The 14,197-nt window shown below is 61.5% G+C and carries 9 protein-coding genes; 4 read left to right on the top strand and 5 right to left on the bottom strand.

All coding sequences use genetic code 11. The features are described from left to right. Nucleotides 1–11: 11 nt before the first annotated feature. The 5 genes from ACSQ3F_RS26470 to ACSQ3F_RS26450 form a co-directional block, all read right to left on the bottom strand. Nucleotides 12–1,043, bottom strand: a complete 1,032-nt coding sequence (locus ACSQ3F_RS26470; protein ID WP_436103169.1) for a leucyl aminopeptidase — start codon at nucleotides 1,041–1,043, stop codon at nucleotides 12–14. 44 nt (nucleotides 1,044–1,087) lie between these two features. Further along, nucleotides 1,088–1,729 carry an N-carbamoylsarcosine amidohydrolase gene (locus ACSQ3F_RS26465; RefSeq protein ID WP_436103168.1) on the bottom strand — a complete coding sequence of 214 codons (642 nt, stop codon included), beginning with the start codon at nucleotides 1,727–1,729 and terminating at the stop codon, nucleotides 1,088–1,090. Nucleotides 1,730–1,739: 10 nt separating this feature from the next. Continuing rightward, nucleotides 1,740–2,492, bottom strand: a complete 753-nt coding sequence (locus ACSQ3F_RS26460) for a maleate cis-trans isomerase family protein (RefSeq protein ID WP_436103167.1) — start codon at nucleotides 2,490–2,492, stop codon at nucleotides 1,740–1,742. A gap of 90 nt (nucleotides 2,493–2,582) precedes the next feature. Beyond that, on the bottom strand, nucleotides 2,583–3,380 hold the full coding sequence (locus ACSQ3F_RS26455; RefSeq protein WP_436103166.1) for an alpha/beta fold hydrolase: 798 nt from the start codon (nucleotides 3,378–3,380) through the stop codon (nucleotides 2,583–2,585). Then, complete coding sequence (locus tag ACSQ3F_RS26450) at nucleotides 3,377–4,513, bottom strand: FAD-dependent monooxygenase (RefSeq protein WP_436103165.1); 1,137 nt, start codon at nucleotides 4,511–4,513, stop codon at nucleotides 3,377–3,379. The genes ACSQ3F_RS26455 and ACSQ3F_RS26450 overlap by 4 nt, the downstream gene beginning before the upstream one ends. Before the next feature lie 354 nt (nucleotides 4,514–4,867). Between ACSQ3F_RS26450 and ACSQ3F_RS26445 the strand changes: the two genes are divergently transcribed. The 4 genes from ACSQ3F_RS26445 to ACSQ3F_RS26430 are packed head-to-tail and all read left to right on the top strand — an operon-like array spanning nucleotide 4,868 to nucleotide 13,921. Beyond that, the gene (locus ACSQ3F_RS26445) at nucleotides 4,868–5,398 is read left to right on the top strand and encodes a (2Fe-2S)-binding protein (protein ID WP_436103164.1); all 531 of its coding nucleotides are present in this window, start codon (nucleotides 4,868–4,870) and stop codon (nucleotides 5,396–5,398) included. Further along, nucleotides 5,395–8,934: a molybdopterin cofactor-binding domain-containing protein gene (locus ACSQ3F_RS26440; protein ID WP_436103163.1), complete on the top strand. Its 3,540-nt coding sequence runs from the start codon at nucleotides 5,395–5,397 to the stop codon at nucleotides 8,932–8,934. The genes ACSQ3F_RS26445 and ACSQ3F_RS26440 overlap by 4 nt, the downstream gene beginning before the upstream one ends. 29 nt (nucleotides 8,935–8,963) lie before the next feature. After that, nucleotides 8,964–11,636 carry a carbohydrate-binding protein gene (locus tag ACSQ3F_RS26435; protein WP_436103162.1) on the top strand — a complete coding sequence of 891 codons (2,673 nt, stop codon included), beginning with the start codon at nucleotides 8,964–8,966 and terminating at the stop codon, nucleotides 11,634–11,636. Between the two features lie 14 nt (nucleotides 11,637–11,650). Continuing rightward, nucleotides 11,651–13,921, top strand: a complete 2,271-nt coding sequence (locus ACSQ3F_RS26430) for an MGH1-like glycoside hydrolase domain-containing protein (protein WP_436103161.1) — start codon at nucleotides 11,651–11,653, stop codon at nucleotides 13,919–13,921. Nucleotides 13,922–14,197 lie beyond the last annotated feature (276 nt).

Raw genomic sequence — 14,197 nt, 5'->3', positions numbered from 1 at the left:
AATCCGGTGCTTTATTTGAAGTTGTGCTGCATTTCCTTGACCGCGATGTTGCCATCCAGAACCATCGGCTCGTCGTCGAGGAAGAGCGAGCAATTGCGCATCGGGATATCGAGATGGCAGGCCGTGTCGTTCGGGCCGCCGAGTTCATTGTTCGGGCCGGTCGAGAACATGACGTTGCCGTAGAATGAGCGGGCCTCCATGCCCATGCCGCCCGGGAATTCGCCGGGCACCATGCGATGCCACTTGGCGTTCTGATTGAGGCCCCAGCCGACATGGCTCATACCCATGCCACGCGGATCGTTGAAACCTGCCATGTAGGATTTGACCAGCTCTGCGTCGAGGCCGCCGCGAATGTCGGTGATCCAACCTTTTTCGATGGTATAGATAATCGGGTCGCGCACGTAGATATTCTGCGGCAGCAGGATATCGCCCGGAGCAACGACGATCGTACCGTCAACGCCGTCGTCGTCACCACCGGTGAATACGAAGCCAGAGGGCCAGTGATCCCAGCGGCCCGGCTCGTCGGTGCACGCATATTCCGTGATTGCGGGATAAGTGTTGAGCTTGTAGGTCACATCTGTGCCATGCGCAGAGGTGATCCGCATCACCTTCGCCTTGGACAACAGGTCGCCGGCAAATTCGACGCGCTCGCGCAGTTCCTTCGTCGGCAACATGCGGGCGAGAAGCTCCGGCGGTTCGACGGCGGTCAGAATACGCGTACCGGCCGCCTGGATCGCCATCTGTTCCGGGCTGAAGAGCAGAAAGATGCAATCGATCAGCATGTCGGCGGCCTTCAGGGCCTCGACCGCTTCCGGCATGGCCGCGAGGCCTGTCTGGCCGACCGCCCATGCACCTGCCGGCGGCACCGGCGGCAAACGCATGTGATACATCTTGGCCCCGAGACGCATGCCCGCGGCCATGAAGGCGTCGGCGTAATCGAGGCGCTCGTTGCCCTGGGTGAGGACGATGAGTTTTTCGCCCTCGTGGACGCCTGACATCTTCAACTGATGCAGGCAGATTTCCGTGAAGCTGAATTGATCCATGCTCGTTCCCCTATCTTGTTTTAAGGTTTGGCTGTTTTGTAAAGTTACGGACAGTCGGACTTGACCTTGGCGATTTCGGCGATCGCCTCGTCGCGCGAGACGACGTCGCCATACTTGCTGTCGATGTCGAAGAGATTGGCATTGTGCGGATCGGGATGCCGGTCGCCGACACAGTCGCGCACGACGATGGTCCGGAAGCCGTGTTGCACGGCATCGACGGCGCTGGCACGGATGCAGCCGCTGGTCGAGCAGCCGGCCATGATCACCGTGTCGATGCCCTGCGTGTGCAGCAGCGAGGCGAGGCTGGTGCCGAAAAAGGCGCTGGCATATTGCTTGACGATGACCAGTTCGCCTTTTTCCGGCGCGACGCCGTCGCAGAATTCGGCCAGCACGTTGCCCTCGACCATGGCCTTCATGACCGGGGCCTTCTTCACCCACATGCCGCCATCGGCGCAGTTCTCTGCGAGATAGAGGATGCGGGTGTGGATGACGGGAATGCCCGCGGCCCGCGCGGCAGCCAGGAGCACTGGTGTTTGCGCCACAGCATCGACGACACCTGGCGCAAAGAGCGGCGCGCCTTCCACCGTGTAGGCCTTCAGGAAGTCGATCACCAGAAGGGCCGGCCGCTGGCCGAAACCGATGCGGTTGCCCCAGACGCCCTGATAGTTGGTTTCGGCACTGACCATCGGGCTCTCCTCAATACGCGCCGGACAGCAGCGCGCCGGCACCCGGTACGACGGCTTCCAGTCCCAGTGATTTCAGCATGCAATAAGTGGTGGCGACGGCGGCAGTGAGGACCGGCTTGCCCGTCATGGCCTCGACCTTGGCGATGACAGGCAAGGATGGCATCTGCACACAGGCCGAAAGCACGATGACATCGACATCCAAGAGATTGAGCGTCTGGACGATGGCCGGCAGGTTTTCTGGATCGTGGCGGGCAACATCCAGGTTGTCGGGAATTTCAAGCGCCCGCCAATCCATCACCTCGAAGCCTTCCTCGCGAATATAGTTCACGACGAGTTCGGTCAGCGGCTTCATGTAGGGCGCGACGACGGCGATCTTCTTCGCCTTCATCACCTTAAGCCCTTCGATCAGCGCGCCGGCGCTGGTGACGACTGGGATGTTCGCACCGTTTTCCTGGGTGCGGCCGGTCAGGCGCTTTTCCGACTGGCGGTGATAACCAAGCCCCATCGCCATGATGGCGACGAGGCAGGCATATCCCAGCACATCGACGCGGGCATCGGACAGCTCGATGGCGCAGCGGTCGGATTCGGCGTCCATGGCGGCCAGTTCTTCCTTCACCACCTTCTTCATGCGCATGCGGCTGGAATGGAAGGTGAAGCGCTCCGGGCGGATCATCTGGCGGGCCGTGAGCATCGCCGGAATTTCCGTCTCCATCGTGGTGTTGGAACTCGGCACGATCTGGCCGATACGGTAGAGTTTCTGCACGGACGGCTCCTTTGATGAATATACGGACGCGCAATTCAGCGCTCTCGCTGCGGCAATAAAAATGGCGGACCACAGGCCCGCCATCGGCGTTTATCGGGAGAGGAAATCTCCAAGGGCTTCGAAAAAGCCGTCGAAATCGTCCCACGGAATCATGTGGCCAGCATTCGGTACGCGAGTCACCTCGATGGCGGGATTGAGACCCCGGATCTCGGCTTCGTCCTCCGGCGCGATCACACCGCCGCGCCCCGCGACCATCAGCAACGACGGTTGCTTCAGCGTGGCGAAATCCGGGAAGATGTCGTCCTTGTGGAAGTCCTCGAAGGCGGTGACGATGGCGGGTTCAAAGCAGGTGTGCAGCCATTCGGCGCGCAGCTGCAGCTGGCTTTCGGTCCAGGTCGGGCAGAACGCCTTCATGCCTTCTGCATCGATGCCCGCCAGCGCGAGACGAATGCTGTCGACATACCAGGGCAGCTTGCTTGGATAGGGCCTGCGGCCCGGTCCGGAGACGGGAGGGTCGATGAGGGCGAGGCGAGAGAAGTCGCCGCCGGCGTTTGCCGCCCGCATCGCGATGCGCGCACCCATGGAGTGGCCGAGAAGGGCAGGGGCGGCAAGGCCGAGCGCCTGCGCAAAGCTGATAACGTCGGCGGCCATGGCATCAAGACCGTAGTCGAGGTCGGGGCCGGTCGAGGACAGGCCGCGCCCCCGAACGTCGAGAACGTAGACATCATGGCGTTCGGCAAGGCGTTCGGCGACGAAGCCCCAAGTGATCGCCGGGCTGGTGATACCGGGGATCAGGATCATCGGCCGCCCCTTGCCGCCATAGCGGAGGTAATGCTGGCGAATGCCATTGGCAAAGGCATGTCCGCCGTAGAGAAGGGCCGCGCTCATGCGACGCTCTTGTCGAGGATCGGCTCAGCGTAGACGTCGTAGCCGTAGACCCAGGATGGGTCCTCCTGCTTCAGAAGGAACGTATTGGCGTTCGAGACGGTCTGGACCTGCGTTGCCCGATCGCGGCGGCTGGCTTCATAGAGGCGGAAGGCGGTCGTGTAGTCCTGCGATCCCGTTTCCTTCAGGCACCGCGCCAGCATCGCCGCATCCTCGATCGCCATGGCCGCACCCTGCGCCATATGCGGCTTCATCGGGTGGCAGGCATCGCCGAGCAGGACCATGCGGCCCTCGCTCCAGAGCGGCAGCGGATTGCGGTTGAACAGAGGCCACTTGGTGACGTCGTCGGTGGCTTCGATCAGCGCCTGGATCACCGGGTGGTAGCCGGCAAAGGCCTCGGACATCTCTTCGCGGCTGCTCTGCACGAAGGCGCCATCGAATGCCCAGGCGGCGTGCGGAACGCCGGTGACGTAGTAATATTCATCGCGCCTGCTGGTGGTGTAGTAGACCATCATGTGGCGATCCGGCCCCCACCACTTGACGCAGTCCTCGAAAGTGAGGTCGAACTTCTTCAGCTTATCGGCGGAAATCATCGCGCGATGACCGACCCATCCGCTGTAATTCGGCCGTTCCGCGCCAAGCAGCGTCTCGCGAACACGGGAATTGATGCCGTCAGCGCCGATGACGATTGCCGCACGTGCAGACGTGCCGTCCTGGAATTCGAGATAGACATCCGAGCCGCTGTCTTCGAGGCGGGTCAATCGCTTGTTGAACTGAACGGTCCCCGGAGTCATGGTGTCCATCTGCAAGGCCGAAAGGTCCCCGCGATGGACGGTACAATAGGTCGCCCCATAGCCTTCGAGCGGAATGCGGGAGAGGTACTCCCCCGTAAGGCCGTTCCGGCTGAACCAATAGGCCGGCGTGCTGCTGATATCGACGAGCTTCTGATCCATGCCGATGCGCTGAAAGATCTTCAGGACGTTCGGCCCCATATGAATGCCGGCGCCCAGACGAGAAAAGCTCGGCGCCTGCTCAAAAATCTCAACATTGAAGCCCGCATGCTGCAGCAGCGCACCTGCGGCCGCGCCGCCAAGTCCGGCGCCGATGATTGCGATCGTCTGGTTGTCGTTCGGCATGGACGCTTCCCCTTGGCGGTCTGTGAAAGACTTCGATGGTTCAATCTTCAGCTCGGCATATTAAGCGTACACACTTTAAACTGCAAGAGTAAAGTGGACGCAGAGTAACGAAAAAACTGCCTAAATTTGCTGCGATACCGCACATTTGCGATGGATATTTGATCAGAAATTCTCGTTGCAAGAAAAAATATAAAGCGTATACACTTGTTATATCGAAAAGACGCTGCCATTGGCCGTGGCCGATGGCGCGACACGAGCGAGGAGCTTCATGTCGTTCATTGCCAAGCGCTGCTGCAGACGTCAGGTGAACAACGCCGGTGATCCCTCTGTTTATCTCGGGCTCGGGTCAACACGATGACGAAGACGTCCGCGCACTCGCTATTTTCTCTGAAGGTCAACGGCAGGAATGTGGTCGTCGAGGCCGATCCCAAGACTCCACTGCTTTATATTCTTCGCAATGATCTCGAGCTCAACGGGCCGAAATACGGATGCGGTCTGGGCGAATGCGGCGCCTGCTGCATTCTGATAGATGGGCGCGCGGTGCGATCCTGTACGGTCCCGATCGCGGCAGTTGCGAGGCGAGCCATCACCACGCTCGAAGGGCTTGGTGATGAGGAGCATCTCCATCCGGTCCAGCAGGCCTTTATCGAGGAATCCGGGGCGCAGTGCGGATATTGCCTCAATGGAATGATCATCAGTTCGGTCGCATTGCTGGGTCGCAATCCTGATCCTGAAGAGGCCGACATCCGCGAAGCCTTGCGCCACAATCTCTGCCGCTGCGGCACGCATATCGAAATTCTCGCTGCCGTGCGCAAGGCCGTCCTCCTGTCCAAGGCCGCTTCGTCAGCCAGCGCCCTTTGCGCCATTCCGGAGACACAGGCATGACCGTCGGTCGCGATTTCCCAAAGTCGAGCTATCTCGCCGCGCCGGACATGCTGGCTGTCGTCTCCACGTCGTCTCCGGATGCCGAGCTTTACATCGCCATCGATGCAGACGGTCGGGTCACCGCGTTCAACGGGCACGTGGATCTCGGGACCGGCATTAGAACATCGCTTGCCCAGATCGTCGCCGAAGAACTCGATGTGCCCTTTGAACACGTGGTAATGGTGCTGGGCAGCACTTCCGCCGCGCCCAATCAGGGCGCGACTATCGCCAGCGAGACTATCCAGATCACTGCGAAACCGCTGCAGCGCGCGGCTGCGACGGCGCGGCAATATTTATTGCGTCGCGCGGGCGAACGGCTTCGACTGCCACCTGAAAATCTCGTTGTCGAGGATGGGATCATCCGCGCGGTCACCGGCGAGAATGTCAGCCTGTCCTTCGGCGATCTTGTCGCTGGCACCAATGTTCAGATGGTCATTGATCCCGAAGCGCCCTTGAAACCGGTTTCGGCCTACAGGATCGTCGGGTCCTCCCGGCCGCGTGTCGATATTCCTGCCAAAGCAACCGGCCGCTGGACCTATGTGCACGATGTTCGCCTGCCGGGCATGCTGCACGGGCGAGTGGTGCGCCCGCCCTATGCGGGGTTCGATCACGGCGCGCATATCGGAACGAGCCTCATTTCGGTCGACGAAAGCTCGGTCGCGCATGTTCCGGGTCTCGTCGCGGTTGTCGCCATCGGTGATTTTGTCGGCGTCGTTGTCGCCCGCGAGGAAAATGCGGCGGAAGCTGCAAAAAGTCTGAAAGCCGTCTGGCGTCTTCCGCCGGAGCAGCCAGATCTCAACGCTCCGGAAGAGGCGCTGCGTGCCCATCCGTCGACCCCACGGAAACTGGCGGATCGCGGCAATGTCGATCTGGCGCTTGCGGGAGCGGCAAATGCGATGGACCGCACCTATGTGTGGCCCTACCAGATGCACGGCTCGATCGGACCGTCCTGCGCGGTGGCCGATTATCGCGACGATCATCTGACGGTGTGGTCCGGCACGCAGAACCCCTTTCCGATGCGCAAGGACCTCTCTGTTCTTCTCGATATACCGGAAGAGAAAATCACCGTGGAGCGCCTGGAGGCGGCCGGGTGCTACGGCCGCAATTGTGCCGACGACGTCACCGCCGATGCGGCCCTGTTGTCGCGGGCCGTTGGCCGGCCGGTGCGGGTACAGCTCACCCGTGAGCAGGAGCACGCCTGGGAGCCCAAGGGCGCGGCACAGGTGATCGACGTGCGCGGCGGCCTCGATCTCGAAGGCGGCCCCGCTGCCTATGATTTTGAAACGCGCTATCCGTCCAATCTCGCACCGACGCTGCCGCTGCTCCTAACGGGCAAGATCGCCCCGGTTGCCGATACGCTGCAGATGGGCGACCGGACCGCCATCCCGCCCTACGCCTATGGCAATCTTCGCGTCACCGTGCACGACATGCCGCCGATCGCGCGTGCGTCGTGGTTTCGCGGCGTCTCGGCCATGCCGAATACCTTCGCGCATGAATCCTATGTCGACGAACTCGCTTCCGCCGCCGGTGTCGATCCGATCGAGTACCGGCTGCGCTATCTGCAGGACGCCCGGGCCGTCGATCTTGTCCGGGCTGTTGCCGAGCGCGCCAAATGGGTACCACATACCGGCCCCGGAACCCTGGGCGGCGAAGGCGATCTGCTCTACGGCCGTGGTTTTGCCTATGCCGTCTACGTGCACGGGAAATTCCCCGGCACGGCCGCTGCCTGGGCTGCCTGGGTCACCGACGTGGCCGTCAACAAGAAGACGGGCGAGATCGCGGTGACGCGTGTCATCTGCGGTCAGGATTCCGGGTTGATGATCAATCCGGACGGCGTGCGCCATCAGATACACGGCAACATCATCCAATCCACCAGCCGCGTGCTGAAGGAGCAGGTCGGCTTTTCATCAACGGCCGTCACCAGCAAGGAGTGGGGCGGCTATCCGCTGATCACCTTCCCCGAAGTACCGGATATTGACGTCTTGATGATCCCGCGGCCGGACGAGCCGCCGCTCGGTGTTGGGGAGTCGGCCTCCGTTCCGAGTGCCGCAGCCATCGCCAATGCCGTGTTCGATGCGACCGGCATCCGTTTTCGCGAACTGCCGTTGACGCCGGAGCGCGTCCTGGCCGGCCTCAATGGCAAGAATGTCGCGGAGACTATTCCACCCGTTCGCAAGCGCCGCTGGTGGACCATAGGCGTGCCGGTCGTTGGTATCTTGAGCGCCGTCGCCGGCCTTGCGACGATGGCCTCTCCTTGGCGTCCGGCCATCAGTCCGGTCGAGCGGCCGGACCCGAATGTCTACAGCGCTATAACCATCGAGCGCGGCCGGCTTGCGGCTGCGGCCGGTGCCTGCAATGTCTGCCATGTCGGCACCGACGGCCGGGCCTTTGCCGGCGGGCGCCGGTTCGACACGCCGTTCGGCGCGGTCTATGCCACCAACATCACGCCAGACCCGGAAAACGGCATCGGCAATTGGTCCTATCCGGCCTTCGAGCGCGCCATGCGCCAGGGCATCAGCCGGGACGGCCATCATCTTTATCCGGCGCATCCCTACATGTCATTTGCCGGCACCGAGGAAGCCGACCTTCAGGCCCTCTATGCCTTCATGATGACGCAGGCGCCCGTCGCGCGGAAAGCGCCCGAAACGAAACTGGTTTTTCCCTACAGCATTCGTTCGATGATGGCGGGCTGGAATGCCATGTTCCTGAAGGCAGCTCCCTTCCGATATGATCAGGCGAAGGATGCTGTCTGGAATCGCGGTGCCTATCTTGTGGAAACCCTCGGCCACTGTTCCGCCTGCCACACGGAGCGCAACGTGCTGGGTGCGGAAAAGACCGGTAAGGCGCATCTTTCCGGCGGCTTTGCCGATGGCTGGGAAGCGCCGGCGCTGAACGCCTTGGGCAAGGGGCCGGTGACATGGACCGAGAGTGCGTACTACGATTATCTTCGCAGCGGCCATGCGCGCGATCACGGCAGCGCCGCCGGTCCGATGGCCGATGTGATCTCGGCGCTTACGCCGCTGCCGGACAGCGATATCCATGCCATGGCCGTATATCTTTCGCGGTTGAACACTTCGCTTGCGTCCGAAGCGCCGGATGTTCAGAGGCAAGCGGCGATCGCGGCAAGCGTTACGGCATCAGAGCAAGCCGCCAGAATTTCGCCGAAGGGCGCGCGCATTTTCGAAGGCGCCTGCGCCTCCTGCCATGAAGGAAACTCGATCCTTTCACCGCTGACGCTGAACAGTAACCTGCACAGCGATGTGCCCGACAATGTTCTCCAGGTGCTGATGAACGGCGTGCAAGCCCCTGCGATCCTTGCCGAAACGACAGGCCGCGAAGCACCGGAAGTCATGTCGATGCCGGCATTTCGCGACGTGCTGGATCGTGCGCAGTTGGAGGACCTGACGGCCTATCTGCGCGCGCGCTTCGCGCCCGGAAAAGACGCCTGGGCTGGCACCGGTCAGGCAATGGACCGCATCAAATCCATGGTGCATTGAGGATGGAAACGCGGGTGGAAAACGAGGCGATGACGGAGGCGAAAAGCCGGGCGCTGTTTCGCGATCCGACCCATGCGTTCCGCCCGTCTGCCTACTGGTTCTGGCATTCGATACCGGATGCGCAAACCAGCCGCGCGCAATTGACCGATTTCCGCGATCAGGGCTTCGGTACCATCCTCATTCAGGCGCGCATAGCCTTTCCCCGCGAACTCTATCTGTCGGACGCCTATCTTGCCGCCTATCGGCAGGCAATCGAGATTGCCGGCGAGCTCGGCCTGAAGGCCGGTATCTACGACGACTACAATTGGATCAGTGGCCACGCCGGCGGGCGAACGGTGGATGGCCGCGACGACCTGCGGGAACGGCACCTGTTCTGGTCCACTGCGCCGGAGACTACGGGGAAGATCAGCGGTATCCATCCGCCCTTCGTCAACAGCATGGGGCGTGAAATCCTGCGCTGGCACTATGAGGGCGGGCTGGCCCGTTGGTGCGAATGGACGATCGAGGCGGCACTTCTCCATCCGTCCGGCGCAATGAGCGATGTTCATCAGGCGATCGACATCAGTGCGCGAGTGCGGGTTGCGGATGCCAACGCGCTGTCGTGCAGTTTCGTTTTCGACGGCGAGGTTCCGGCCGGTCAAGTGATCACGGTCTTCGTCAGCGCCCGCTCCGCGACGTCGAGGCACATCAACTATCTTCTGCCGGAGGCGGCAGCCCGGTTCATCGAGGTGGGCCTTGAACCCTATCGCCGTATCTTGGGCGATCTGATGCCCGATCCGCTGGGCTTCGTCTTCTACGACCAGCCGGCCGCAGGCTTCTATCGTTGGGATCAACTGGCGGGCAATCTGGGCAACAGCCTTCTCTTTGCCGCGACGCTTGCGCCGATCGCCGTGGAGAAGGCCGGGGCCGCTTTTCCGTATGTTCTTCTGTCGCTGCTGCGCGATGTCGGCCAAGAGACGCCCAGGCTGCGGGTGCAGTTCTACGAGGTTTATTCGAGCCTGATGAACACCAGCTTCTTCGGCACCTTGCGCGCGTGGGCAGTTGATTGCGGAATCGTCCTGACGGGGCACGAGATCCTGCCACATATCAGCTCCTGGTCTCTCAGCGGGGGCTTCACCAGCATCGACCCAAGGGTGGCGCCTGCCACGGACTTTTTCGGCATCGACCGTTTCCGCCATGAAACAGCGGTGGATTCCAACAATTTCGTCGCCCAGCTCGCCCCGAAATTGGGCGATTCCGTTGCCCGGTCCAATGGCCGCAGCCGTTGTGTCGTCGAGACCTATGCAAGTGCGACCCGCACGCCCGTTCGTGCGGCCGGTCAATGGGAATTGACGTTGGAGACCATGCGGGCGCAGGCGATCCGGCTGCATTGCCTGGGAACCCGGCAGTTCCTGTGGCATGGCGTGTACCAGACGGACGGTCACGACAGCGATCCGACCCCGTTTGCCAATCCGCGCTTCGACTATGGACCGGGCATCAATTTCGAACCATGGTGGGCCTATCATCATCTTTTCGCAGAGGAATCGGCGCGGATCTCGGCATTCATCGAGCCTGCCACGCCGCATGCGCGTGTTGCTATCCTCTATCCGCTGCACACGGCCTGGGCCGAAGGGCCGCGCAATAGCCATGCGACGCATATCGGCGCGTGGTGCGAGCATCTCCTGGCGCTCGGCTGCGATTTCATGCTGGTTGATGAAGGTGACCTGTCGACTGCGTCCATCGACGGCCGAACGATCGGGCTGGTTGGACTTGCCTTCGATGCCGTCGTCATGCCTTCGGCCACGGTTCTTAATTCCACCGATACGCTGCACAAGCTGGCGGATTTCCGCGCCGCCGGCGGTATGATTTGGATGTCTGGCAACGGTGTCAAAAGCGTTTGCAACGGCACTTTCGACGGCTCCGATGAACTTGGGACAGTGCATCTGCGCGATCTGCCGGCGCGATCGGACATTGCCGAGTTGGTCGCGCGCTTGCCGCTTGTCGGACCGCAGATTGTCGCGCCGGCGGGTCAGTTTTTATGGCGATGGGTAGGCCGGGATGCGGACGGCTGGTGGAGGGTCGTTCTCTTTAATGATGGAATGCAGAGCCTCGAATGCAGCATCACCCAAGGCGATGGCTTCGACTGCGAGGTCTGGTCGGCAACCGACGGGGCGGACGGCCCCATCGGCGCATTCGGACGTTTGGCGGTTGGTTTGGAACCTCAACAGGCGAAATGTCTCCGCCTGAGGGAAGCGGATGGGCAGGCGCTGGGCGATAATGAGTTCTCGTCGCTTCCTGTGTGGGATCCGTCGCGTGCCATGCCCCTTGAAGATGGCTGGAACTTTGCCGGAAGCGACAGCGATTTTGCTCCGATTTCCGTCCGCGCAGGATGGGAGGCACAAGGCCGTCCGGACTTTTCCGGAACAGGCATCTACCGGCATAGCCTCGAGATCGCGTCCAACGACGAATGGATGCTGGAGCTCGGCGAGGTTCACACGGCGGTGACCGTGCGGCTGAATGGTCGCGAGGTCGGCCAGCGCGCTTGGCGGCCATATCGTTTCCTGCTCGGCCGGTTGCCGCCCGGTCGCTACGAACTGGAGCTTGCCGTGTCCAACACCGCCGCGAATCGCTATTACGCTGGCACATCTTATCAGGGTGAGATGCTGGACAAGAGCGGCCTGACCACACCGCCGCGCCTCATTCCGCTTGCGAACACACACTGACGGGAACCCGAGACATGCTGCTGCACACGACCGTACCCCTAAGCCGCGCCTGGAACAGCTGGTCTGACCGCCCGGCGGAGATGGTGTTTCTGCCGCTCGGCGTCCGGATTACACCGATCCTTTATTCGAGCCGAAGCCGCACGACCTCTGAAATCGCCCCGCGCAGCAATACCGTGCGGCTTGGACGCCACAGCATCGACGCTTCGCACATCGACCTTGAGACTGATCACTCCGGGACCACGCTGGGCTTTTCGGCAACGAAATCCGATCCATTTACGGTTCGCGGCCAGTGGCAGGGCTTGAAAACCGGCGAATGGGGACTGCGCTTCTGGGTCACGATCGCGATATCCGCCGAGGGCGGCGAGACGGTGACGTTCGATGCGGAAAAAGGCGTTGCCCTGGTCAAGGTCGGAACACGGTTTGTTGCGATTGCAACGGCGGATGCGCCGGTTCAGGTGACCGGCCATGAGACGATTGCCGCTTTGCGCGCCGATTTCGAGGCGAACGGCTATTTCCACCTCGCAAGCCGCAGCAATGCCGCACCTGTTCTCGCCCTTCGGTTCAATCTGGAAATGATGCGTCGCGGTGCCTATTGCGCCGCCGTCGCGGACAGTGCTTCGCTTGCAATCGAGAAGGCCATCGCCGGTCTCGCGGCGAACCGGCCGGAACACATGCCGCCGGCGCATACGGCAGTTTATGAGGGCGCGCTGGATGCCATGCGCGACGTCGTGGCCTGGAACACCGTCTGGGACGAAACCAATGCTCGCCCCTACACCGCGGTCACGCGCATCTGGAACCTTGGCAAGTTCGCGGTCTGGTACAACGACCAGACGTTCGCAGCCCTTCTCGCCGGTGTTTTCGACGCCGACCTTGCCCGCGAAAATATGGCCGTCGCTCTGGCCGGCGCGACGCCGCAAGGCAATATCGCCTGCATCGTCACGTCAAATGATGCTTGGGTGGACCGCAGCCAGGCGCCGCATGGAGCCCTGATCGCGTGGCAACTCTATCAGCGGACGGGCGAAAGCTCGATCCTCAAGGCCTCTTACGATGCGCTTGCGCGAAACCAGCGCTGGTGGCGGACGCATCGCGATCCGGACGGTGCGGGTCTCGTCTCCTGCGGAACCTCCGATGTGGGCGAGGGGCTCTACAAGGGTACGGCCTTTGCCGCGCGCAACGAAACCGGCATGGACAATTCGGCCACGCATGACGAGGCTGCCTACGAGCCTGCGACGCGATCGCTGTCCACCTTCGATCTCGGATTGAACTGCGCTTTGGCGCTGGATGCCGAAATGCTGTCCAAGATGGCGGCGGTGCTCGGATATCAGGCGGACGCGGACGAGTTTGCGGGCGCAGCAGCACAGAGCCGCAAGCTGATTTCTGAGGAGCTTTGGGACGGCACGCGCAAAATCTTCGCAAACCGGCAGCGCAAGGGCGGCTTTGTTCGCTCCTTGTCACCAACAAGCTTCTACCCGTTGCTTTGCGGCGCTGCGACCGCCGATCAGGCGGAACACCTGCTTCGCCATCTCAAGGACGAGAACACCTTTGCCGGAGCGTTCGGTCTGCCGAATGCCACCCGCGACGATCCGGCCTTCGCCGACAATGTCTATTGGCGGGGGCGTATCTGGCCGAATGTCAATTTCATGGTCTGGCTCGGCCTGCGCCGGTATGGGCATTTTGCGGAGGCACGCGCTCTGGCACGGCAGAGCTATGATCTGTTCATGAAGTCCTGGCGAACCGGCCGCATCGCGGCGGAAAACTACAATGCTGTGACGGGCGAGGCGATGGACCAGGGGGATACCGATCCCTTCTATATCTGGGCCGCGTTGTTGCCGATGATGGCGGTCGGCGAGATCTGCGATTTCGATCCCTGGCGGGGGTGGACCATCACCAATTCCGGAGACGATGTTTCCATGGGGCCGATGCTGACGCCGGCCGGGTCTGCGACCGTCACCATACGCGACGGTCGTCTGACACTCGCACTCAACGGTGCCGATTTTTTGCGCACGCGCATGCGCGGGCAACTGTCCGATATGGTCGTGGAAAAAGGCCATGTCAGCTTCCGCATGTCAGCGGCGGAGCCCGTCGAGGGAACGATCGAGCTTCCGACGGTCGGCTCCAATGCGCTAGTTGTGACCGAAGGCGAAGACGGCGCGGTCGTCTGCAATCAACTGGTCAATCGGGAAATTACGGTGCCGGCTTCTTCCGGGCCGCTCGCACCGCGCTTTACCGTGGTTTTTTCGCCCATATCAGCAGGCTCTGACGGAAGGCAAGTGTTGACTCCATGACGAGTTCGACATATTAATTCGTATACAAACTAAAAATAAGAAGAATGTAGTCCAGAGGGTAACGAGCAAATGGAGATGCCAGCCAAAGTGCGCAAAAGGATATAAAGAATGCCATTTTAGCGCATTTTTGACCTTTTGGTAAAGATTTGGCCCATATGAACTCCCGTCATCGGCAGATGATATGAAAATATGCCCGCGCATAAGCTTCAATCGTTCATTTGCCGCAAAGGAAAATGCCGCGCTGCCTTCTGGACTAATACGTCAAAATTAGTTTGC

This window comes from Pararhizobium sp. LjRoot238 (assembly GCF_964252955.1).
In the GTDB taxonomy this organism is placed as follows: Bacteria; Pseudomonadota; Alphaproteobacteria; order Rhizobiales; family Rhizobiaceae; genus Pararhizobium.
The sequence above is the reverse complement of the archived record's forward strand: the minus strand, read 5'-3'. Positions and strand labels throughout refer to the sequence as shown.